Here is a 21,681-nt window from a genome sequence, read left to right as displayed (position 1 = left end):
CGCCGCCCCGCCGCCAAAAGCGGCGGATGAGGTACAAGGAGTGCCTGCGGCACGATTTGGGCCTCTCACTTTGGAAGGAAGGGGCCCGTGGGGAAGGGCGAGGAGCACGAAAGACTTGCGGACGGGAGCCGCAAGTCTTTCGTGCTTCAGAGTGGGTAAATATTGAGACGTTTGATTTTTTCTTCGCTGTCGATTTCGGAAAGGAAGGCGGTGACCGGAACGACCTTGCCGTTATAGGTGATGAAATACCAGACGGTAGTGTCGTTGAGGTGTTTCACCGAAGTGATCCGGAACGGGCCGCCGTTAAAGCCGAATTTATGATGGAACATCATTTCGATGGCCATTTTCCCTTCGAGATGCAGGGTATCCTGCCCGACCTTGATGAGCGAGGAATCGTGCAGCACGCCGTAATCGTTAAAGAGGTCCGCAAGGCAAGCGCAGTTGCCTTCCTGCATGCAGTGGATATATTGTTCGAGAATTTTCATCGTTCGGATGCTCCTTTCCTTAAATCTGTTCCGAGCGCAGCAGCGCGTCGATGCCGCCGTCCACAAAGAGAATGATACCGTTGATCCCACTTGCTTCCTTTGAGGCAAGGAAACAGATGCCGTTGGCGATTTCGACCGCATCGAGGAATTCCCGGCGGCCGTACCGGGTGGGGATCGGGATCAGCAGCGCGGCATCCATCTGCGCGGCGGTCATACTCTGGGTCATGGGGGTGGTGGTGTTGCCGGGCGCGACCGCGTTAATCCGCAGCCCGTCCGCAGCCCAGGAGGGCGAAACCCGGCGCACCCATTTGGCGAGCGCGCGTTTGGAGGAGCTGTAAGCGGATGGGGCCAATTCGCGCGGGAGGTCTTTGGCAAATTCCATCGCGCGTTCTTCATCCATGACATTGGCGAGCATGTCGACCCAGTCCATTCGTACCGTCATATTGGTGATCGAGTTGGAGGAGGTGATGACACAGCATCCTTTTCTCATTTTGAGCAGATCGCGGACTCCTTCGGCCAATTGAACCGAAGCGAAAAAGTTGAGCGCGAAGATCACGGGGATCGGCGCGGTGGGGCCGACGCCTGCATTGCAGATCATTGCGTCGATGCCGTCCGGAAAACGCCGGTGGACTTCTGCGATGGCGCCTTTTCGGCCTTCCGGAGTGGAAAGGTCGGCGGTGTAATCGCCGCCCTTGTAGTCAATATTGAATACCTCATGCCCTTGTTCCTGCAATTTCTCTCGGGCAGCGGCACCGATGCCCGTCGTCGCGCCGGTCATGACATAGATTGCCATTGATGCATTCCTCCATTCTATGAATGATAATAATTTATTGGATGCTTTTAGATTATCATCCGTTTTTTAAATTGTCAATTTTAATATTTCTTTCACAATTGGTATTTAATGCGCTTTGATGGAGCTTTTAATGAGATTTTAGTTGATTCGAATTGATAAAAAATTATCTTATACAAATATGGTATATTTTAAAGAGCCATTCTTTGGGAACTCGCACAAAACAAAGGAAAAGCCAGCCGGAAACGGCTGGCAATCTATATAAAAATGAAAGAGATTTTTCTCCATGCTGCAACATAAAACTCCCCGGCCAATCGGTCGGGGAGTTTGGTTTTACGCTTTGCGGATGACGCCCATAGGGGTTTGTTCGCTGCACTGGCCAAGGGGGTTGTCCTTGAGAATTTTGCAGAGCAGGCCGCGGTCGATTGATTTGTCCGAGGTGCCGAGGATCTGTCCCTCGAGGTCGTTGATGTCGGTGATGGCAACCGGGTGCCCGATTTTTTTTGCGATATCGGCGGCCACCTCGTCCGGCTTGTCCGGGCCGAGGACGACATATTCATTATATGGCGGAAGGGTAAAATCACAGGGCCCGTCGATACTGCGCGCCTTGTAGCCGGCAATATTGTAGAACCATCCGCGGATACCGAACAGCTTGCCAACGGCGGAAACCGCCGCCGCAAAAAGGATGCGGATAGTACCGCATTCCCGCAGGGCCATTTCCATGGTTTCGGGCATCGCGAGGCCGATGCCATAGGGGGTGCGCAGAACAAAACGGCTTAAAAACCGCGCCAACGGGCGGGGATGGATGTCCTTCAGGGGGATGGCGCGTTTCTGGGTGCAGGCGACCGCTTTCTCGGTGATGAAAAGGATGTCGCCATCCTGCAGGACCGGGGAGCCATACTTGTCCGCAACCTCAACAATGTTGTCCGCATCGGTGATGACATGGGTTTTGATGCAGAGCCTGCGGTAATCCACACCGTCCACTGTGATGACTTCGTTCTTCTCCGGATTTACCACATATCCGGCCGCCGCTTCCGGCTGCCCGGCGGCTTGGTTTGCTTCATTGACTTCGTTTGCCATTTAAAACGCCTGCCTTACCAATTTATTCATATCGCTATTCTGGAATGAAAACATTCAAATTATACAATAAAGGGCCTGTCCCGTCAATTCCCGGCGTCCACTGCTTCAGACTTCAGACCCCACCACCTTGTCCCGCCGCACACACCAGAGCGTGATAGTGACGATGACAATTACACCGCCGCACAGCGCAAATGCGCCGGGCCGTTCGCCGGTCACGAGGAACACCCAGACCGGGTTTAGGAGCGGTTCCACCGCGTCGAGCAGGGAACAGGCGAGCGGAGGACAGCTTTTGAGCGCACAGCCGTATAGGATATATGGGATGCCGAGCTGGAAGATGCCGAGAACGAGGATCGAGAAGATGGAAGCGGAGTTCAGCGGCGTGTCAAAGACAAACATCAAGGGGATGCCAATGAATGCCGAGACGAACTGCCCGAGCAGGATGCCGCTCATCCGTTCCTCCATATTCGCGCGGCTGTTCACCAAAAACATGCAACCGAAGCCAAGGCCCGCGCCGATCGCAAGCAGATTCCCGATCAGGCTGCCGAGGTCGAGCTGGTCAAAAAAGAAGAGCGCGATGCCGCCCATCGTAGCTGCGACTGTGAAAATATCGGCGCGTGAAAAACGCTGATGGAACAGCAGCGCGGAAAGAATCATAACGAAAACCGGCGCGGTGAACTGCAAAACGATCGCATTCGCGGCGGTGGTGAGCTTGGTTGCGCTGACAAATGCAAACATAACGACCACCATGAGCGACGCGCTCGCCAGGGAATAGTGATTGACCCGCACGCGCAGCCGGGAAAACCGCATATAGATCAGGACGCAGAAGCCGGCGATCAGGCTGCGCCAGCCGGTGATGACCAACGGGTTCCAGGGCAGCAGCTTGATAAAGAGCCCGGAGATACTCCAAAGCCCCGCGCAGGCGCACATCATCAGCATGCCTTTTTTCTGTTCGTCGAGCGCTTTCATCAAAAAATCCCCTGCCATTCTGCAATTCACAAACATAGTCTAATACTACCGTAATTGCATGGAAAAAACAAGCCGTACTAGAAAATTCCACTTTATTATTTGGCAGGTTCTGTGTATAATAGTAATATCATGCGCGGCCCTGTTGGGGACGGTTTCTGTTTCAAGGCAAAAGCGCTCCCCTCGGATGGCGGCGGGGCTTATCCGGCGCACTGGTTTTTGCCGCCGCTGCGGTGTAGATTGTTCTGCCGCCTGTTCATGCGGGCGGTCAAGGAGAAATAAATGGTTTTTGCAAATCTGCTGTTCCTGTATCTGTTTTTGCCGCTGAATTTGCTGTTTTACTTTCTTTCCCAAAAAATTGTATACCGCAACCTGGTACTGGTCTGCTTCTCATTCCTATTTTATGCGTGGGGCGAGCCGGTCTGGGTTTTTTTGCTTATGACCTCGGCCGCGTTTGACTATATGCATGGGCGGCTCATCGAACGGTACCGTGGTTCCTGGGTGGCGAAAGCGGCGGCCGTTTCGTCGCTCTGTCTCAATCTGGGACTGCTTATCACCTTCAAATACAGTGGATTTCTGGTGCAGAATCTGAACGCTATTCTGGGGACGGCGTTCCCGGTTCCCGCGTTTGCATTGCCGATCGGCATCTCGTTTTACACCTTCCAGACCATTTCCTATGTCATCGACGTCTATCGCGGAGACACCAAGGCGCAGCAGAATCCAGTTTACTACCTGCTTTACCTTTCGATGTACCATCAGCTGGTGGCGGGGCCAGTTGTGCGCTACGCCGACGTGGCGAGTGAAATACGGCACCGCACCGTCGACGCCGCAAGCTTTTCCGAAGGCGCGACGCGGCTTATCTATGGGCTGTGCAAAAAGGTAATCGTCGCAAACGCGGCTGGAAAGCTGGTGGATCAGTATATGGGCGCTGGGCTTTCGGGCCTTTCGGTGGCGGGGGCCTGGTTCGGCGCACTCATGTTTACGCTGCAGATCTATTACGATTTTTCCGGCTATTCCGATATGGCCATCGGACTTGGACGGATGTTCGGTTTTCATTATAAGGAGAACTTCAACTATCCCTACATCGCGAAATCAGCCACCGAGTTTTGGCGCAGGTGGCATATTTCGCTCTCCTCGTTTTTCCGGGATTATGTCTATATTCCGCTCGGCGGCAACCGCAAGCATCAGTACCTGAACCTTCTGGCGGTGTGGTTTTTGACCGGTTTCTGGCACGGAGCAAGCTGGAATTTCATTCTGTGGGGACTTTATTTCGGCTTTTTCATCGCGCTGGAAAAGAAATTTTTGCTGGGGATTTTGCAGCGGCTCCCGGCCGTTGTCCAGCATCTTTATCTGTTATTGATCGCGGTTGTCGGATGGGTGCTTTTCTATTTCACCGACATGAAACGGCTGGGCGGCTACCTTTCGGTGATGTTCGGCCTTTCGGGAAACCGGCTGTGGGACAGCCAGGTCGAAATCACCTTGCTCAACAACCTTTTCTGGCTGATTTTGGCGGTCGTGTTCTGCCTGCCGATTGTCAAGGAAATCAAGCGAGAGGTGAGTGAGCGGATGAATGCGGGCCGCATCCAGGTCGCCCTGTGCGGGCAGGCGTTCATAAACCTGGCGCTGCTGCTCATCTGCACCGCCCAGCTTGTTGGGCAGAGCTACAATCCGTTTCTTTACTATCGATTCTAAAATCCTTCCGACTGGAGATACCGCATGAGAGACCGCAACAAAAAATCAGAACCATATCGCTACCGGCCGCCTGCCGCAGGCGGATCGCCGCGTGTGGCGCGCCCGGAGGATACGCGGGAACGGTATTATCTGCTGATCCGATTAAAGCTTTCCATGGAATGGCTGCGGCGGGTTTCCTGGGTGAATATCGCTGTGTTCCTATGTGTGCTGGGGATGTTTTTCCTGGGTGGGATCTTCCTGCCGAAACCGGAATTTTCTCAGGTCGAGAAACGGGATCTTGCCAAGCTCCCGGAATTTTCGGCAGAAACACTGTTTTCCGGGGAATATACCCGCGGGTTGGAAACTTACTTCGCGGACACCTTCCCGCTGCGCGAATGGTTTGTAAGTTTTTCCGCTGTGATCGATGAAGCGCACGGCATCCGGAAGGACGATGTGCGTATCGTGCATAACGGCGGCATGAATGAGGTCCAGGATGTGCCGGTCACAGCGTCCGGCGACGCCAAAGCGCCTGCTCAGCCGGAAACGGACGCCGTTTCCGCCGCCGAAGCGTCTTCGGGGGCTTTTGCGCCGTCCGAAGCGGATATGCCCGAGAGCAGCGCACCGGAATCTCCGGCGCCTTCCGAACCGGCCGCGCCCCAGGACGACGGCACGGGTGAAGCGAGCACGATCAGCAATGGCATCCTGGTTTATAAGGGCCGGGCGATGTCGCTCTTCGGCGGGCTGCCCGCCAACGGCGAATGGTATGCGCAGGTTCTGAATGCCTATCACGAGGAACTGCCGGATGTGCAGATTTATAATATGGTGATCCCGACGGCGGGCGAGTTCTATGTACCGGAACGGTACCGCGACCTCACCCAGAGCCAGAAGGCGATGATTGACCACATCTACAGTACGCTCGACCCGGCGATCAAACAGGTGGATGCCTGGACGAAGCTTGCCGAGCACACCAGCGAATATATCTATTTCCGTACTGACCACCACTGGACCGGGCTGGGCGCTTATTATGCCTACACCGCTTTCTGCGAACAGGCAGGCTTTGAACCGCTTTCGGTCAGTGACTTTGAAACGCGCAGGCTCACCGATTTTATCGGCACCATGTATGCGCAGACGCAGGATTCCACACTGCTCAAAGAACCGGATTATGTGGACTATTATCTTTTCAAACAGCCATACACGGCCGAACGGTTCATGCCAAACGCGCCGTATTATCCGATCCGGCACAACCTATGGGGCGAATATGCGCAGAGCCCAAACAGTTATTCGGTTTTCCTGCAGGGTGATTTCCCACTGATCCAGGTGCATACAGGCATCCCGAACGGACGCAAAATCATGGTGGTCAAGGAATCGTTCGGCAATGCGTTCGCTCCCTTTTTGATCAATCACTACGAAGAAGTTTATATCGTTGACCAGAGGTACTTCCAGCTTGGCGCGGTCGATTTCATCAGGGAACATGGAATCAACGAGCTTGTCTTTGCCAACAACACCTTTGCGGCATGCACACCGTACCACATCCGCTGCATTGACAACCTGCGGCATCAGGTCTTTGTCCCGCCGGCGCCGGAACCCGCAAAGGAAGAACCTGCTGAACTCAAAACGGAGGAAAAGCCGAAAAAGCAGCAGATGGAGAAATCCTCCTCCGAAGTGCAGCCGGACGATGAGGAAGAGATGGACGACCGAGAACGGTCTGCCAAAAAGAAGAAGAACATGGACGGCGGATAAATTCCGAAAAAGGGGGTGCGCGCCATGTGCAAAGCAAAGAGAGCTGTAATCCTGTTGCTTTCGGCGATGCTGGTTTTGGGCGGGTGCGCCTCTGGCACAGCTGAAATGCGGCAGATTTCGGTGAAGATCACCCGCAGCCTGACCATGCAGGTGAGTGAAAAGGACGCGATGGTGCGTGAGGAGGCGGAGCGCTTCGCTGCGCGGGTTTCTGAATTGAGCGGCGGGATGCTCGAAATCGAGGTGCAAAGCGGTTTTCCAGATCATGAAACGGTGGCGTCGGGAGAGGCGGATTTCGCGTTCCTCAGCAACATTCAGATGGCGCAGGCGAACAGCCTGTTCGGGATGCTTTCGCTGCCGTTTACCTATGACGACTATAACCATATGAGCATTGCGCTCAATTCGGAGGAGATGCTCACGCTGCTGACCGACCGGCTTGCCGGCACCAATCTGCTGCCGATGATGGCGCTCTATAACGGTACCTCCTGCCTGGTCACCAATCGGGGGGAGCTGCGGGTGCCTTCTGATTTTCGGGATCTGGCAATTGCGATGCGCACCGACAACGCTGAAAAAATCCGAATGTTTGAGGTGCTTGGCGCACGGGTGCTGCCGTATTCGCATACCTCGCTCGTGCCAATGCTTGGGCAGGAGGTGGAAATCCTGCCGGATGATTTGACCAAGCCCGGCGACCTTGTCACGATCGATACGATTGAAGTTGACCTCGAACAGGCGCTCCAGCTGCTGTCCGATCCTGATTCGCTCTATTTGATCCGTACCTTCCACAATCTTTCGCCGCTCTGGCTGGTGGCCAATCAGGAGGCCTTCGCAAGCCTTTCCGCATGGGAACAGGCAGTGGTGCGCGAAGGCTTGGCTGGGTTGCTGGCGCAGATGGAACTGCGGCGGGAAGGGCGCGACCGGGAACTTCTTGCGCAGATGGTGAATATGGGGATCGAAATTGTGGACATCGAACGACCGGAAATCGGCGTGGCGATTTATGGCTCGAGCGGGACCGGGACCGACAAATACACGCCGCCTGCCGCGTTCGACCGGCGGGTCTACCAGATGATTCAGAACTTTTCATAAAAAACAGCCGCTTTGCGGCTGTTTTTTTGCACTGGGCAGGGCGCGCAATCAGCATGTATCCGCCTGCGTGAAAACTAAAGACAGAAGGCTGCCGTAGGCAGCCTCCTGTCTTTAGTTTGATTAATCTTCGTCGTCAATGATCTTGAGATCGTCCTTATCTTCCTTTTCCTTCTGCTTCAACCGGAGCGCGCGCCGCTCGGCGGGAGTGAGATCGTCGAGGTCAATCGAGTCGGTGACATCCGAATGGAGCGTGCAGGTGCCTGGCATGTAGGATTCCTTATACCATCCGATAGCAGTGGTTGGGCAGGTGTCGAGCGCCAAGTCGCCGCTTTCGGTGCAGTAGGCCTTCTCAACCACATTGCCCCAGACAGGGAACTGCTGAACTTCGAGCCCTTCGTGCAGCGGTCCCATAACCGCTTTGAAAACGAGCGGCGGCGGGTAGCTGGAATAGCGGATGCGTTCCGGGGTGTCGTAGCCCATCCAGACAGCGCAGACATAATAGGGCGTGCAGCCGATAAACCACTGGTCGCGGTCGTCGTCGGTGGTTCCAGTCTTGCCTGCAACCGGCATGGTGGAAAATTTTGCACCCGCGCCGGTTCCGTAAGGCCCGGTGGTGACCCGCTGCATCAGTTTGTTGACGATGGTGGCGGTTTCCGGGGTGATGACCCGGCGCGGCGTAATGTCGCGCTCAAGGATCGTTTCTCCGTTCGCGTCGAGCACCTTGGTGTAGGCATATGGCTTGGTGAAATAACCGCCGTTTGCGTATATCTGGTAAGCGCCCGCCATTTCAAGCGCCGAGACGCCGTTGGTGAGCCCGCCGAGCGCCATCGGGAAGAGATCGACGTCTCCGAGAATCCGTCCGTCGACCACCTGCCGTTCAACCAGCGTTTCCATGCCGAGCTTGTCGTGCAGGAAATCGAAAGCGCGGCGGGGGGTTATGATCTCGATCAGCTTGACCGGGATGGTGTTGGTTGAGCGCTGGATCGCCTCATCGATGGTGATCGGCCCCAGGTAACGGCCATAATGGTTGACCGGCCAGTCCTTGTCGTTGAGTTTGATGGGGGAGTCCTCCAGCTTGGTGGACCAGGTGACCACATCGTTTTCGATCGCCTGCAGATAGGCGGAGATCGGCTTGATCGACGATCCGCACTGGCGCAGCGACTGGGTAGCGCGGTTGAGCGCGCGGGAATATTCCTTCTCACCGATGCCGCCCGCGACCGCGAGCACCTTACCGTTTGGATCGGTGACCACACAGGCCGACTGCGGGTATTCTTCATTGTAGACGGTCTGAGGGAAGTTCGCGACATCTTTATAATAGGCCGAAAGGCTGTCCTGCATCTGCTGGTTTACAGTCGCATAGATGCGGTAACCGCCGTTAAAGACCTGGCTCTGCGCATAAGCGTAAGTGTAGCCTTTTTCCGATACCAGATCGGCGATTACCTCCTCGATGAGATGGTCGACAAAATCACTGTAGATAATATTCTTTTTGGCGTAGGCGATGTCCTTTTGGAAAACGAGTTTCTCATTGACAGCATCCTCGTATTCCTTGTCATTCAGATAGCCCTGGTCGTGCATCTCCGCAAGGATATGCTCCTGACGCTCCTTGTTGTCATCGGGGTTTACAAACGGGTCATACCGGCCGGGAAACTGGGTGATGCCGATGATGGCTGCCGATTCAGCTACCGAAAGCTCGTTTACATCCTTACCGAAATAGGTATTGGCGGCCGCCTGCACGCCGTAGCAGGAGTTCGCATAGTAGACGGTATTGAGGTAGGCCTCCAGGATCTGCTGTTTGGAATAGCGTTTTTCTAGGTTCAGCGCGCGGAAGATCTCCTGCACCTTGCGCTCAATGCGCAGGTCATCATCCCCGGTGACATTCTTGACCACCTGCTGGGTGATGGTCGAACCGCCCTGCTGGGTGTTATAGATGGGGACAAAGAGGTTCACGAATGCACCAAAGGTGCGCTTCCAGTCGACGCCCTGATGCTCCCAGAAGCGCTTGTCCTCAATTGCGACCAGTGCTTCGACCATGTGCTCAGGAATCTCATCGTAGGATACCCATATCCGGTTTTCCGCGGTCTGCAGGCTCTGCAGTTCGTAAGGTTCACCGGTCGCCGGGTCATCGGCATAGATGATGGTGGTGTATTTGAGCGGGAGGTTGTCGAGGCTGACCTGGTCGTCCGAATTGATGTAGCGCAGGATATAGACGGTCAATACCGAAGCCACGATACAGCCAGTGATGATACCGACCATGATAAGCGCAGCAATCACGCGGCCAATGTTGGCAAACGTCCCTTTGACGATGCTGCCAACAGAATATTTTTTGTTAGACCCCATTCGGTAGAATCCTCCTTACAGATGAGCGCAATGCAGAGACCTTTTTTACTGGGATTACATATCTATAGAATAGTATGCCATAAAACAGAGAAAAATGGATGATGCATTTGCATATGGGATATTCTCCCGCAAGAGCGAAGCGCGCGGCGGGAGAATTGCGCGCTGGGGCGGGAGCGCCAAAGGCGCGGATCGTCCCGCGCATAGCGGTATAATAACCGCATTGGAAAAAGGCCATGCGGATATTCTCCCGCAAGAGCGAAGCGTGCGGCGGGAGAATTGCGCACTGGGGCGGGAGCGCCAAAGGCGCGGATCGTCCCGCGCATAGCGGTATAATAACCGCATTGAAAAAAGGCCATGCGGTTATTATACCACAGAATAAAGGTAAAGTGTTACAGTTTTTTAAACGAATGAGGCAGGCGCTTCGGAAAAACAAAAACAGGGAACCGCTTACTGAATATTTTACCTAAACAGTGTGCAAAATATTGTAAATCAATTCATCCAAATGGATTTTTGGCCGATCCCGGAATGAGGTGTAGTTTTAAGATGCGTAATGCAGTGATATTGACGCTTGTAGGAATTCTGGTGGTGTCCCTGATCACAATCGGAGTCGCCTATGCGGTGCCGCAGACGGTTCCGCCAGAGATGACCTCCTCCAGCATGCCTGAACCGCCGCCGATTGAAGATACCACGGGGTATCCATATCTTCTGCGCAATTATGAAGGGAAGCTGGCGGTATTTACCGATGATCTTGTGCAGCCGGACATGGTGTTCGACGTATATGTCCGCACCCTGCCGGAACTCGACCAGCAGGAGCTGCAACGGGGCGTGCGGGTGCAGAGCTATGAGGAGCTCACCGCGCTGATTGAGGATTATATCAGCTAGCCAACCACAACATCTGGTGGTTGGAGACAGATGTAACCGCTTTGTAATCTTTCCCTTGTTTTTGTTACTATTTTGTTACCGCTTTGTAATCTAAAAAGGCGGATTTTATCCCTTGCGTATCATATAATAAAAACAGGTTAAGACTTCAATTACTTGAAAGTCTTCCTCCTGAAAAATCAGTTTTGAAAAATGCGTAAGGTCTGATCAGCCTTAACTCCCCACAATTAAGCGGTTGTACGAGCAGCCGCTTTTTTGCTGCCATTTTTCCGAAAACCGCCGGGCCTGATAGGGTCCGGCGGTTTTCATTATGACTTTCGCTAAGAAAAGGATAAATGGAAAAGAATAGAAATTATAGAGTGGCGTATGATGCCCGACCACATCCATCTGCTCCTCCGTATACCGTCAAAGCAGAGTGCGTCGCAAATCATGGGATATCTAAAAGGAAAAAGTGCAATGATGATGTTTGAGCGGCATGCAAATCTAAAGTACATACCACCGTGGCTTGAACAAAGTGAAAGCCAGCGTCTTTTAGGCGCTGGCTTCTCTTATGGCCTTATAGACGGCCCCTCATGCCACCCATCTTAAGGGTGTAATGACTGTAAAATAACTGGCGGCTGCGAAGGGTGGCAGCCCTTCGTGTCAATCCCCGAAGTAGGCGAGCACCGCATCCGCGACGGCGTTCGCGTAGCGGTACATGGCCTGTTCATTTGCAATCTCCTCGTACTCGGACGGGTTGCAGATGTAACCCGATTCGATCAGCACGGCGGGCCGCGCGGTCATCATCGTGACCCGGTACCAGGACCACTGGGCCCACCGCAGCTTGCGGCCGGTGTCCTGCGAAAGGTTTTCTCCAATCGCCTGCGCGAAGGACTCCGACTGGCTGTTGTAATAATAAACCTCAATGCCCGAAACGTCATTGGAATCGACGTTCTCTCCGAGTGAATTGTGATGGCTCGAGATGAATACGTCCGCGTCGAGCGTCTCGGCGAGCTGGATACGGTCGTTCAGGGTCATTGTCTCATCCGCCTGGGCCACATGGACCTCGGCGCCGAGTGCCGCAAAGCGGCTTTGCAGGGCGTAGGAATTTGCAAGGTTGAGGGTCTTTTCCATCGGGCCCGTCTCACCCGGAATACCAAGCGCCCCGGGGTCGGTGCCGCCGTGACCCGGATCGAGCAGGATGGTTACGCCCGCGAGCGGTGTGGCGGTGTCTTTGAGGAGCGCCGGCTTTTTGCGCAGATAAATAATGGTATCGTCGTTTTCGAACTGGACGTCCCAACCGAGCAGGTCGACGCCCTGGGCCAGGGTGAAGGTCAGCGTAAGACTCTGATCCTCACCGATTTCACTGTCGATCGATTCGCAGAGTTGGCTTTCGAGCCCCTTGGCATTGAGCTTTTCAAAACCTGTGATGTTCTGTAGGGTCACGGTGAGCTTCCCATCCACGAGCTCGCCTTTGAAGTATGGCCGCGCCGTGCCGGTAAGAATGATCTTTTCGCCCTTTGGCACGCGTGAAAGCGAGATGGCGGTGACATTGTTTTGCGCGGTCACGGCGCCTTCCGGGATATCGACGCTCGATTTGGGGACGTAGTCGCCTGTAACCAGCTTATAATAGCCGCCGCGTGGGTTTTCGGCAATCTCCACGACGCAGTCCTTTTTCAGCAGGGTGGAATAATCGCCGTCGTCCTTGCCGTTTTGGCTGATGGGCGAGAAGTTTTTCATCTTTGCGACCGGGACAATCCCTTCGCCGGTTACGAAGACCTCGCCCGCCGACTGCTGGGAGGAATTCATGCCCGCATAGTTGAGGTTATAGGTGATGGGCCCCAGTTTTTTGACCTGTCCGGCAACCGCGACAGAGGAAAGGTCAAGCGTGGCTTGGTAGGTCATTGCAATGCCGTTCTGGCTCGCGGCGGAAAGCGGTTCAAGCGTTTGGGTGAGCCCGCCGATCGAGGCGGTCACAGTGCCACCCGCCGGTGCGACGCAGGAAAGCTTGAGCACGTCGCCGTCGAGCACAACTTCGGCAGCGGACGGGTAGAGGTCGGATTTCTGGATGGAATCGATCGTCGCGACGGCGCCGGATGGCTGCGGGCGTACGATCGTCACAGTTTTGGTGGCGCCGCCCTGCGAAAAGGAATAGGTATTGGTTCCATAGGGGACGTTCACAAGCAGTCCCCAAAGCCCTGTTTGGGGACTGCGGGAAACCTCCTGCCCGTTATAGAGAAGCGGCTGAGAGGGATCGGAGGTGCCGGTGATAAAATACTTGTCATAGGAGGTGGTGAGCCGTTGGGCCGGTCGGGTCACCGCAAAGGTCTGGGGATAGCTGAGATCCGACATCATTGCGGACGGTTCCTGCGCGAAGGTGGCCGCGACCGAATAGGCGGCGACCCGCGCCTCGGTGTTCAGCGCGCCATAGTTGCTGACCACCACGCCGTCGGCGTTATGCTGGCGTTCGAGAAAAAGTCCGTTGTCGATCACATGCAGGAAGGCGGTGCCGTCGTCCACCGCATGCAGCGGGTAGTAGGCGGCAGAACCGCTGTCCGCACAGCGCAGATCCCAGGCGGAAAGTTCGGCCGCATAGGCCGCCGCGTCGTTCACGGTGGAGGCCGGGACAACCGGCACCACAAAATCGAGATCGCCGTTTTGCAGCGGCAGGGCGGAAAGATCGCGCATCCCGTTTTCCGGCAGGACCGCGCCGCTGTTCACCACCAGCCCAAGCCGCTGGCTGTCCTTGTGCTTTACCGCGTCATGGGCGTACCCCACAGCATTGGCAAGATCTTTCGCATAGTCTTGCGCGTCGTACGCCTCGGAATCCACTCCGCTGAGCAGCACGCCCGCGACGTCATAGTTGGCGGTCAGCTCTTCGGTGATTTTGCCGACCAGTTTCTGCACGCCGGTTTCTGCGGGATTGAGCCTGCCCGCCGAGACCCAGGATGGGTTCTTTGCGGCGGGGGAATCGGTGGAAACTTCGGCCGCAAGGTGAAATGGATTGACGACCGCGTAGATCTGAATATTCTTTTCCTTGCAGATGTTGACCAGGTATTTGAGCGGGTCGAAGAAGGTGAATTTTCCCTGTTCGCCGGTCCAGAAAGCGCTCGACGGCAGGATGGAGGAGCGGTAGAAGGCGTCGCCCTGCGGCGAAGCTTCAAAAAAAATGGCGTTGTAGCCGTAGGTTTTGGCAAAAGTGGCGAGCTCGTCGAGTTCGTCCTGCAGGATCTTTGCCGGAAGGCCGGGAGCGCTGGGGAAATCGGCGTTGTCCTGCGTGCGCACGGTCAGCGCGCGCAGCTCCCCCTGCGGGGCAGGGATGCCGTCGGGATAGGTCTTGCGGGGGATCTCCCCAAAAAAGAGCTCGCTGGCGGCGAGCACTGTAACGGTCAAAAGGACGGCCGCCAGCGAAACGGCCAGCGTGCGCCAGATGACGTGTCTTTTTGAATGATTCATCATCGTTTCATTCCTTCAATCGATTTGTTCAAAGCGAAAAATCCGATTTATCAAATTTCGGCAGTGCGTTCGGGCGCTTTGGGACCCGTTTGAGCGGAGCATATTGGTATTTCCTGCAGGAGTCGTACGGATTGCTGACCCCTTTTTTTTCACAGAGCACCGTCTTGCCGTCCCGCGTGAGGAAACCGTATTTGCAGTATTCGCATGCCGGTGGAATTTCTTTAGAGAACAACGATAGTTTACCCATTTTGAACCTCCGCGATTTTTGAAATCATATCGTTACAATTATACCGTATGTTTTCGACAATTTCTATGGCTAATTATGAATTCTCCCGCGCTGCGGCAGGATGAGGATGGTGCACATCGCGATGAGGCATGCGCAGGTGAAGAGCATGTTCGGTGTGGCCTGCGGTACCGGACGGGAGACCATTGCGCCCGCGGCCAGCTCTGCGGGAGGGATAAGCCGGTAGCCGAGCGCGGCCAGCAGGCTGGTGATGCCGCCGTGCAGGAGACGCGACCGGTAAAATTTACCGAAGGAAATTTCCGTTTCGGCCGGAAAACAGCTCTTTACCTGGAAGATGATGCTTATGGAGGAAAAGGAAACCAGGAACGCGCAGAGCACAAATCCCTGGAAGGTGTGCAGCCCGGCCGCGGCGATGCAACCGTTTGTGACTTCAAGCAGCCCAGTGAGCGCCGCTGAAAAAAAACGTTCCCCAAGCGCCGGGAAAAAGGAGGCCAGGACTCCGGTGAGCAGCCGGAAAACGCCGAATGCGTCGAGCAGCGCCGCCAGCGCGGAAAAGGCCACCACAAACGCGCAGATGCCGATCATCCCGGCGGCCGCGCCGCGCACACTCTCGACAAACGCATCTTTGGAAGGCGTTTGCAAAACCGGCGGAAGCCGGATGTTTCCGCCGTGAAAATGCAGGAATCCTACCGTGAGCGATGAAAGAAGCTGCGCGCCGAGCAGTACCAGCCCGGCGGTCCTGCTGCCGAGCATCCCCGCTCCGACGGCGGAGATGAGAAACGAAGGCCCCGCATTCACACAGAAACAGAGCGCGCGCTCGGCGGTATCGCGGCTGATCTCCCGACGCGCGAGCATTTCGGAGAGCATCTGCGCGCCGACCGGGAAGCCGCCCACAAAACTCATCAGCAGCACCGAGCCAAGTCGTTCGGGAAGCCCCATCGGCCGGGTGATGAGGCCGACGCAGCGGCTAAGCAGGGGCCCGGCCGAAGTGCGGGAGATGAGCCCTGCCAGAATCATAAATGGAAAGAGCGACGGGATCAGCACGTTTGCGCAGTTTAAAAGGCCCGTGCGCACTCCGGCGCAGACCTCCTGCGTCTTCCACAAAAGCCCTGCGGCCGCCACCGCCGCGAGCGCCGCCCAAACCCATCCGTACCGTTTCATTCCCAACGCCTCCACCGCCTCATAAATTCCCATGTTTTTTAATAGATATGAAGAGAAGCGTACAAGAATGACCGGGACGTTCCCACTTGCGCGAACAGGCCCGTATGGAGGAATCGGATATGTTTAAAAAGAAACGCGGACAGGAGCAGCGGCCCACCTTCGCCGACCAGCTCACCCGGCTGACCGGGCTGCCGGTCGACGTGGTGGAGGGGCTTCCGGAAATCGAGCTGCTGGGGAATAAGGAAGCGGTGATCGAGCACTGCCAGGGGGTGCTTGAATATAACGATAAGGTCATCCGGCTCAATACCGGCAAGCTGAACCTCAAATTTACCGGCAGAAACCTGCAGCTCAAAAGTATGACCGACAGCAGTGTGGTGGTGGAGGGTTATTTCACTTCCATCGAATTCACAAATTAGGGGGCCGGCCGCTTTGTACATCGTGAAACTGCTGCGCTTTTTGCGCGGCTATGTGCGTTTTTTTGCACGCGGCGGTTCGATAGAACGGTTTATCAACCTCTGTGCGCACCACGGCATCCCGACCTGGGGCTGCCGCAAGACCGAGGAGCATTTCACCGGGTACACCTCCGCGAACGGCTACCGCCGGATGCACCGCCTCTCCCGGAAAGCGGGCGTACGCCTGCGCGCGGGCGAACGGCACGGCCTGCCGTTTCTGACCTTCCGTTACCGCAGGAGGATCGGCATCACGGCAGGCGCGGTCCTGTTCGCGCTGGCGATGCTCTTGTCCCAGCAGTTCATCTGGGTGGTGCAGGTAGAAGGCAACGAATCTGTGGATACACAGCTTTTGCAGAATGCGCTTTCGGAGGCGGGTGTTCGCCGCGGAGTGCTCAAGCACAATGTGGATACCGGATTTGTGGGGCGGGAGATGATGCTCCGGGTGGATGATCTGTCGTTTGCGGCCGTCTATCTGCATGGCACGACCGCGACGCTGGTGGTGCGCGAACGGGCGAAGCCCCCGCGGAAGATCGACACCGGCGTGCCGGCGAACGTCGTGGCGTCGCAGGACGGGCAGATCAAGCGGATGGAGGTGATCGACGGGGTCGCGGTCTGCAAGGCCGGGGACGCGGTGCGCGCGGGCGACCTGATTGTGAGTGGCGTATACGAGGACCGCTGGGGCCTCACGCACTTTATGCGCGCGAACGCGAAGGTGATTGCGCATGTGCCGCAGTCGCTCGAGGTGCAGGTGCCGCTTTTGCAGGAACAGGTGCGGCAGACCGGAAAAGTGACCCGCCGCCGGTATCTGGAGGTGATGGGCCTTCGGGTTCCGCTCTTTCTTTATCATGGGCTGGAGGGGGACTATAAGCTCGAGCAGACCTGTCTGCATCCGACGGTGTTTGGGATGGAGCTGCCGTTCGAGATATCTCGGGAGACTTATATTTTCTACGAACGCGACGAACAGGAGATCAGCCCCGAGCTTGCGCTGCGGATGGCCGAGCGGGAGCTGCTCAAAAAAGAACAGGCCGCTTGGGGGGATGCAATCCTCATGCGGCAGGCTGCGGCCTCTACCGAAAACGGCATACTGACCCTGCGGGGGGAGTACGTCGTGGAGGTGGATATTGCTGAACAGGTGGAGATTCCGGTTCACGACCGAAAGAACCTGGAGGACCCAAAACCGATCCGAGAAGGCGGATATTAGGGAAAAATAACTAGGGAAGTTTCACAAAATATTCATAAATTTATGTGAAATATGCTTGTTATCTTTCCGACAATTTGCTATACTGTTAAATGGAAACGCAGAGATACGCCAGCACTGTGAAAAAACGGTGAAATCTGGCGGGCTTCCAAAAGGATGGATTAAAAAACATGATCGAACAGTTGGTAGATATCGACCGCATGGAACATGCGCTGGCGCTTTTTGGGAGCTTCGACGAAAATGTGCGGCTGATCGAACAGGAATACAGTGTAACGGTCACTTGCCGCGGCACCGAAATCAAGGTGTTTGGCGATGAGGAAAAGGTTTCGCTCGCGGTGCGCGCGATCACCGGCCTGCTTTCGCTCATCAACAAAGGCGAGGCAATCACCGAGCAGAATGTGCGCTATGTCATGGCCATGGTGAGCGAGGGCACCGAGGAAAAAGTCGCGGCGCTTTCGGACGACGTGGTCTGCATCACGACGGCGGGCAAGCCGGTCAAGGCGAAAACTCTTGGACAGAAGAAATATATCCAGGCCATCCGTGAAAATACCATCACGCTGGGCGTCGGCCCGGCCGGCACCGGAAAGACCTATCTTGCGGTGGCGATGGCGGTGCGGGCTTTCCGCGCGCATGAGATTAACCGGATTATCCTGACCCGCCCGGCGGTCGAAGCGGGCGAAAAGCTCGGCTTTCTGCCGGGCGATCTGCAGAACAAGGTCGACCCGTATCTGCGGCCGCTTTATGACGCGCTGTTCGATATGCTCGGCGCGGAGAATTTCCAGAAATATGTCGAACGCCAGCAGATCGAGGTTGCGCCGCTCGCCTACATGCGCGGGCGCACGCTCGACGACAGCTTCATCATCCTCGATGAGGCGCAGAACACCACGCCCGAACAGATGAAGATGTTTCTGACCCGCCTGGGCTTTAATTCCAAGGCGATCATCACCGGCGACGTGACCCAGATCGACCTGCCTGACCCGCGCCGTTCCGGGCTTGTGGAAGCGGTGAAAGTCCTGAAAGGCGTAGACGGCATTGCGGTTATCCACTTTACCGAAAAGGATGTCGTGCGCCATCACCTGGTGCAGGAGATCATCAAAGCATATGAAAAATATTATCACGCGAACGCCCACCAGAGGCGGCCCGGATGATGCGTATATCAATCAGCAGGCATGACGTGCGCCGATGCAAAAAACACTGCGCGGCGGGAAAAATACAAGGAGGGCAATCAAACAAAATGGCAGAGAGTATCAAGGTCCTGATTTCAAACCGACAGAAAGAAGTGAAAATCCCCAGCGGTATCCGTTTGCTGATCAGGCGTTGCTGCCATGCGGTTTTGCTTTCGGAGGATTTTCACGAGAACGCGGAGGTGAGCGTCAGCTTTGTGACCGACGAACAGATCCGTCAGCTCAACAAGGAATTCCGCGATAAGGATATGCCGACCGACGTGCTTTCCTTCCCGCTCGGGGAGAACGGCGTCTACGACCGCAATATGGAAACCGGCGCGCTGCAGTTGGGGGATATCGTCATCTCGATCGAACGCGCGTTTGCACAGGCGCGGATGTATGGGCACACCCTGCAGCGGGAGATCGGTTTCCTGACTGTGCATTCGATGCTGCACCTGCTCGGTTATGATCACGAAGCGGGCGGGCTCGAACAGGTGCGCATGCGCGAGAAGGAGGAGAGCATCCTTGCAAGCCTCGGGCTGCGCCGGGATGCAAGCTACGTGCTCGACGAGGATGAATAACAGGATTCGCAGCCTGGCCAAAAGCTTTGCCTGCGCCGCGTCAGGGATGAAATATTGTGTGCTCTGCGAGCGAAACTTCCGCATCCACCTGGTCGCGACGGCCTACGTGCTGGCGCTGGCGCTGCTGATCGATGTGGACGGGACGGATTTTGCAATTTTGCTTTTGACTGCTGGGGCCGTGATCGTCATGGAGATGGTCAACACGGCGGTGGAGGCGGTGGTGGACCTTGCGTCGCCGCAGGTGCATCCGCTCGCGCGGGTAGTCAAAGATGTGGCGGCGGGTGCGGTGCTTGTCGCGGCGTCGGTCAGCGTCGGGATCGGCTGTTCGCTGCTCTGGCGTCCCGCGAAGCTGCTGCTGCTCGCAAAAGCGGCGCTGGCGGCTCCGCCCGCCCTCGCCGCGTTCGTTTTGTCCGCCGCGTTTTCGGTCTGGTTTATCTTCTACAGCGGACAGCGCAAGGACGCCGGTACAAAAGAATCCGGCAGCTCCAAATGAAAGGAAAATTTATGAATTATACGGAACCTCAGTATGAGACAAAATCGGCGTTCGTTGCCATTGTCGGCAAGCCGAACGTGGGAAAATCGAGCCTTCTCAACGCGTTGGTCGGGGAAAAGGTGGCGATCGTCTCGAATAAGCCGCAGACCACCCGCACCCGGATCACCGGCGTGCTGACAAAGGACGACACCCAGTTCGTGTTCATCGATACGCCGGGCCTGCACAAGCCTCGCACCAAGCTTTCCGAATATATGAACCAGCAGGTGACCGACAGCGTCGCGGACGTGGATGTCGCCGTTCTGGTGGTCGAACCCATGGGGGAAATCCACAAGGCCGAACAGGATCTGATCGCATCCTTTAAAACGCAGCGCATCCCGGCGATCCTCGCGATCAACAAGATCGACACCGTCAGCGCAAAAGAAAAGCTGATGAGCCGGATTCTGGCCTTTTCACAGGCATATGATTTTGAGGCGATCGTGCCGATTTCGGCGCTTCGCGGGGATGCGGTGGACGAGCTGCTCGGAGAGCTTGCGAAATTCGCGGCCCCGTCGCCGTTTTTCTTTGACGCGGACACGCTGACCGATCAGCCCGAACGGGTGATCGTGGCGGAAATCGTGCGGGAGAAGCTGCTGCGGAGCCTGCGCGAGGAAATCCCGCATGGCACGGCGGTCGCGGTGGAACGAATGAAGGAACGCGAAGGCGGCGGTATCCTGGACATCGAGGTGCAGATCTACTGTGAAAAAGATTCCCACAAGGGAATGATCATTGGCAAGGGCGGAGAGATGCTCAAAAAAGTCGGTTCGCAGGCGCGCGAGGATATCGAGCGGTTTTTGGGCTGCAAGGTGAACCTCAAGTGCTGGGTCAAGGTCCGGGAGGACTGGCGCAACCGCGAAAACATCATCCGTTCGTTCGGATACAACTAAAATTTCGTTTGTCAAGTCCAAATTGTTGGAAAGCCTGATAGACTTTCCCTCTGATATCGTCCGTTGCATCGGAAAAGATAATCCCAACAAGATGTTGGAGGGATGTCCCGATGGAACAGAACGCACAGAACGCTTACGAACAGTTTTTGCAGACCGGAAAGGTATCCGATTATCTGCGCTATACTGAGATTTTGCATTCCGGCGCATCGGGCGTACCGGTGCCGCCGCATCCGACGGGAGAACACAGTGCATATTACGACCGACGCGATCGTTCTGCGGGAGCGCGCGGTTGACGAGTTCGACAGCGTGCTCACTTTGCTTTCGAAGGAACGTGGAATCATATCAGCTTACGCACGGGGAGCCAGGAAGCCGCGCGCAGCCCTCAGGGCCTGCGCGGAGCTGCTTAGCTACTCGTGTTTTGTGCTGTTTGAAAACCGGCAGAAGTATACGGTGGACAAAGCGGATCTGAACCGGATGTTCATGGGGGTGCGCGGCGATGTGGAAAAGCTTTCGCTCGCATCGTATTTCTGCCAGCTCACGGCGGAGGTCGCCCCGCATGAGGAAAATGCGGAAGGCTATCTGCGTCTTCTCCTAAACAGCCTGCACCTGCTCGACCGGGACAAACGTACCTGCGTCTTCATCAAACCGGTTTACGAGCTGAGGCTCCTTACAATGGCGGGTTTCATGCCCAACCTTGTAGGATGCTGTTCCTGTGGGAACTACGAGGCGGAGCGGATGCTTTTTCTGCCGCGGCTTTCGCAGATTATCTGTGGGGACTGCGCGCCCGAAACACTTCCGGAAAATGAAATCGCGGTGCCGCTTTCCAAAAGCGTGCTGGCTGCGATGCGGCATATCATCTATGCGGATTTTGGGAAACTGTTCGGTTTTACCGTCTCCGACGAGACGCAGCAGAACCTGAATGAAATCACCCAGCACTATGTGATGGTGCAGCTTGACAAACGCTTCGACACGCTGGATTTTTATCTGGCCATGAGAGGATAGACAG

At 55.9% G+C, this 21,681-nt stretch carries 20 protein-coding genes and 1 pseudogene; 13 read left to right on the top strand and 8 right to left on the bottom strand.

Annotated features, from left to right (window positions below; translation table 11 throughout):
• Positions 1-146 precede the first annotated feature (146 nt).
• The 4 genes from DWV16_RS12845 to DWV16_RS12830 all read right to left on the bottom strand — a co-directional run bounded on the left by DWV16_RS12845 (position 147) and on the right by DWV16_RS12830 (position 3,321).
• Entirely contained in the window at positions 147-485 is a 339-nt protein-coding gene (locus DWV16_RS12845) for a hypothetical protein (RefSeq protein ID WP_118479596.1), read from the bottom strand.
• A gap of 19 nt (positions 486-504) precedes the next feature.
• Positions 505-1,278: an SDR family oxidoreductase gene (locus tag DWV16_RS12840; protein ID WP_066454759.1), complete on the bottom strand. Its 774-nt coding sequence runs from the start codon at positions 1,276-1,278 to the stop codon at positions 505-507.
• 330 nt (positions 1,279-1,608) lie between these two features.
• Positions 1,609-2,355, bottom strand: a complete 747-nt coding sequence (locus tag DWV16_RS12835; RefSeq protein ID WP_079988076.1) for a coenzyme F420-0:L-glutamate ligase — start codon at positions 2,353-2,355, stop codon at positions 1,609-1,611.
• Positions 2,356-2,460: 105 nt separating this feature from the next.
• Complete coding sequence (locus tag DWV16_RS12830) at positions 2,461-3,321, bottom strand: DMT family transporter (protein ID WP_066454762.1); 861 nt, start codon at positions 3,319-3,321, stop codon at positions 2,461-2,463.
• 279 nt (positions 3,322-3,600) lie between these two features.
• Here DWV16_RS12830 and DWV16_RS12825 point away from each other — a divergent pair, with 279 nt between their 5' ends.
• Genes DWV16_RS12825 through DWV16_RS12815 form a run of 3 tightly spaced genes read left to right on the top strand, consistent with a single transcriptional unit; the run spans position 3,601 to position 7,809 of the window.
• Positions 3,601-5,010 carry an MBOAT family protein gene (locus tag DWV16_RS12825; protein WP_118479594.1) on the top strand — a complete coding sequence of 470 codons (1,410 nt, stop codon included), beginning with the start codon at positions 3,601-3,603 and terminating at the stop codon, positions 5,008-5,010.
• A 24-nt stretch (positions 5,011-5,034) separates the two neighbouring features.
• The gene (locus DWV16_RS12820) at positions 5,035-6,729 is read left to right on the top strand and encodes a DHHW family protein (protein WP_118479592.1); all 1,695 of its coding nucleotides are present in this window, start codon (positions 5,035-5,037) and stop codon (positions 6,727-6,729) included.
• Positions 6,730-6,753: 24 nt separating this feature from the next.
• Positions 6,754-7,809, top strand: a complete 1,056-nt coding sequence (locus DWV16_RS12815; RefSeq protein ID WP_118479590.1) for a TRAP transporter substrate-binding protein — start codon at positions 6,754-6,756, stop codon at positions 7,807-7,809.
• 120 nt (positions 7,810-7,929) lie between these two features.
• Here the strand turns inward: DWV16_RS12815 and DWV16_RS12810 are convergent, their stop codons facing one another.
• Positions 7,930-10,146 carry a transglycosylase domain-containing protein gene (locus DWV16_RS12810; protein ID WP_066454776.1) on the bottom strand — a complete coding sequence of 739 codons (2,217 nt, stop codon included), beginning with the start codon at positions 10,144-10,146 and terminating at the stop codon, positions 7,930-7,932.
• Between the two features lie 543 nt (positions 10,147-10,689).
• Here DWV16_RS12810 and DWV16_RS12800 point away from each other — a divergent pair.
• Positions 10,690-11,028 (top strand): hypothetical protein, encoded by a 339-nt coding sequence (locus DWV16_RS12800; RefSeq protein WP_147349465.1) that lies wholly within the window; start codon positions 10,690-10,692, stop codon positions 11,026-11,028.
• A 333-nt stretch (positions 11,029-11,361) separates the two neighbouring features.
• Positions 11,362-11,517 (top strand): annotated as a pseudogene (locus tag DWV16_RS12795) (transposase); the annotation flags it as partial.
• Positions 11,518-11,667: 150 nt separating this feature from the next.
• Here the strand turns inward: DWV16_RS12795 and DWV16_RS12790 are convergent.
• The 3 genes from DWV16_RS12790 to DWV16_RS12780 all read right to left on the bottom strand — a co-directional run bounded on the left by DWV16_RS12790 (position 11,668) and on the right by DWV16_RS12780 (position 15,865).
• Positions 11,668-14,463, bottom strand: a complete 2,796-nt coding sequence (locus tag DWV16_RS12790) for an N-acetylmuramoyl-L-alanine amidase (protein WP_118479586.1) — start codon at positions 14,461-14,463, stop codon at positions 11,668-11,670.
• Positions 14,464-14,488: 25 nt separating this feature from the next.
• Positions 14,489-14,707 (bottom strand): hypothetical protein, encoded by a 219-nt coding sequence (locus DWV16_RS12785; RefSeq protein WP_066454788.1) that lies wholly within the window; start codon positions 14,705-14,707, stop codon positions 14,489-14,491.
• A gap of 69 nt (positions 14,708-14,776) precedes the next feature.
• Entirely contained in the window at positions 14,777-15,865 is a 1,089-nt protein-coding gene (locus DWV16_RS12780; RefSeq protein WP_118479584.1) for a nucleoside recognition domain-containing protein, read from the bottom strand.
• Positions 15,866-15,984: 119 nt separating this feature from the next.
• Here DWV16_RS12780 and DWV16_RS12775 point away from each other — a divergent pair, with 119 nt between their 5' ends.
• The 8 genes from DWV16_RS12775 (at position 15,985) to recO (ending at position 21,677) form a co-directional block, all read left to right on the top strand.
• Positions 15,985-16,281 carry a YabP/YqfC family sporulation protein gene (locus DWV16_RS12775; protein ID WP_158572868.1) on the top strand — a complete coding sequence of 99 codons (297 nt, stop codon included), beginning with the start codon at positions 15,985-15,987 and terminating at the stop codon, positions 16,279-16,281.
• Between the two features lie 22 nt (positions 16,282-16,303).
• A complete protein-coding gene (locus tag DWV16_RS12770; protein WP_243007328.1) occupies positions 16,304-17,518 on the top strand; it encodes a sporulation protein YqfD in 1,215 nt (404 codons plus the stop codon).
• Positions 17,519-17,685: 167 nt separating this feature from the next.
• Positions 17,686-18,663, top strand: a complete 978-nt coding sequence (locus DWV16_RS12765) for a PhoH family protein (RefSeq protein ID WP_066454805.1) — start codon at positions 17,686-17,688, stop codon at positions 18,661-18,663.
• A gap of 86 nt (positions 18,664-18,749) precedes the next feature.
• Positions 18,750-19,259 carry an rRNA maturation RNase YbeY gene (ybeY, locus tag DWV16_RS12760; protein WP_066454806.1) on the top strand — a complete coding sequence of 170 codons (510 nt, stop codon included), beginning with the start codon at positions 18,750-18,752 and terminating at the stop codon, positions 19,257-19,259.
• Positions 19,252-19,752 carry a diacylglycerol kinase family protein gene (locus DWV16_RS12755; protein WP_118479580.1) on the top strand — a complete coding sequence of 167 codons (501 nt, stop codon included), beginning with the start codon at positions 19,252-19,254 and terminating at the stop codon, positions 19,750-19,752. The genes ybeY and DWV16_RS12755 overlap by 8 nt, the downstream gene beginning before the upstream one ends.
• 11 nt (positions 19,753-19,763) lie before the next feature.
• Positions 19,764-20,675 (top strand): GTPase Era, encoded by a 912-nt coding sequence (gene era, locus DWV16_RS12750; protein WP_066455026.1) that lies wholly within the window; start codon positions 19,764-19,766, stop codon positions 20,673-20,675.
• 110 nt (positions 20,676-20,785) lie between these two features.
• Positions 20,786-20,968 carry a hypothetical protein gene (locus DWV16_RS19095; RefSeq protein WP_066454809.1) on the top strand — a complete coding sequence of 61 codons (183 nt, stop codon included), beginning with the start codon at positions 20,786-20,788 and terminating at the stop codon, positions 20,966-20,968.
• Positions 20,922-21,677 carry a DNA repair protein RecO gene (recO, locus tag DWV16_RS12745; protein ID WP_066454812.1) on the top strand — a complete coding sequence of 252 codons (756 nt, stop codon included), beginning with the start codon at positions 20,922-20,924 and terminating at the stop codon, positions 21,675-21,677. Before DWV16_RS19095 ends, recO begins: the two co-directional genes overlap by 47 nt.
• Positions 21,678-21,681: the final 4 nt, after the last annotated feature.

This window comes from Anaerotruncus sp. AF02-27 (genome assembly GCF_003465835.1).
Classification (GTDB): domain Bacteria; phylum Bacillota; class Clostridia; order Oscillospirales; family Ruminococcaceae; genus Anaerotruncus; species Anaerotruncus rubiinfantis.
Note: the sequence above shows the minus strand (reverse complement) of the source record. Positions and strands in the feature narration are given on the sequence as shown.

Excerpts from the sequence above, each read along its gene's own strand:
- DWV16_RS12820 (WP_118479592.1), top strand. The coding sequence starts at position 5,035 with ATGAGAGACCGCAACAAAAAATCAGAACCATATCGCTACCGGCCGCCT.
- DWV16_RS12755 (WP_118479580.1), top strand. The coding sequence starts at position 19,252 with ATGAATAACAGGATTCGCAGCCTGGCCAAAAGCTTTGCCTGCGCCGCG.
- DWV16_RS12790 (WP_118479586.1), bottom strand. The coding sequence starts at position 14,463 with ATGATGAATCATTCAAAAAGACACGTCATCTGGCGCACGCTGGCCGTT.
- DWV16_RS12830 (WP_066454762.1), bottom strand. The coding sequence starts at position 3,321 with ATGAAAGCGCTCGACGAACAGAAAAAAGGCATGCTGATGATGTGCGCC.
- DWV16_RS12840 (WP_066454759.1), bottom strand. The coding sequence starts at position 1,278 with ATGGCAATCTATGTCATGACCGGCGCGACGACGGGCATCGGTGCCGCT.
- DWV16_RS12775 (WP_158572868.1), top strand. The coding sequence starts at position 15,985 with ATGTTTAAAAAGAAACGCGGACAGGAGCAGCGGCCCACCTTCGCCGAC.
- DWV16_RS12815 (WP_118479590.1), top strand. The coding sequence starts at position 6,754 with ATGTGCAAAGCAAAGAGAGCTGTAATCCTGTTGCTTTCGGCGATGCTG.
- DWV16_RS12845 (WP_118479596.1), bottom strand. The coding sequence starts at position 485 with ATGAAAATTCTCGAACAATATATCCACTGCATGCAGGAAGGCAACTGC.
- DWV16_RS12765 (WP_066454805.1), top strand. The coding sequence starts at position 17,686 with ATGATCGAACAGTTGGTAGATATCGACCGCATGGAACATGCGCTGGCG.
- DWV16_RS12810 (WP_066454776.1), bottom strand. The coding sequence starts at position 10,146 with ATGGGGTCTAACAAAAAATATTCTGTTGGCAGCATCGTCAAAGGGACG.
- ybeY (WP_066454806.1), top strand. The coding sequence starts at position 18,750 with ATGGCAGAGAGTATCAAGGTCCTGATTTCAAACCGACAGAAAGAAGTG.
- DWV16_RS12780 (WP_118479584.1), bottom strand. The coding sequence starts at position 15,865 with ATGAAACGGTACGGATGGGTTTGGGCGGCGCTCGCGGCGGTGGCGGCC.
- era (WP_066455026.1), top strand. The coding sequence starts at position 19,764 with ATGAATTATACGGAACCTCAGTATGAGACAAAATCGGCGTTCGTTGCC.
- DWV16_RS12825 (WP_118479594.1), top strand. The coding sequence starts at position 3,601 with ATGGTTTTTGCAAATCTGCTGTTCCTGTATCTGTTTTTGCCGCTGAAT.
- DWV16_RS12800 (WP_147349465.1), top strand. The coding sequence starts at position 10,690 with ATGCGTAATGCAGTGATATTGACGCTTGTAGGAATTCTGGTGGTGTCC.
- DWV16_RS12835 (WP_079988076.1), bottom strand. The coding sequence starts at position 2,355 with ATGGCAAACGAAGTCAATGAAGCAAACCAAGCCGCCGGGCAGCCGGAA.
- DWV16_RS19095 (WP_066454809.1), top strand. The coding sequence starts at position 20,786 with ATGGAACAGAACGCACAGAACGCTTACGAACAGTTTTTGCAGACCGGA.
- DWV16_RS12785 (WP_066454788.1), bottom strand. The coding sequence starts at position 14,707 with ATGGGTAAACTATCGTTGTTCTCTAAAGAAATTCCACCGGCATGCGAA.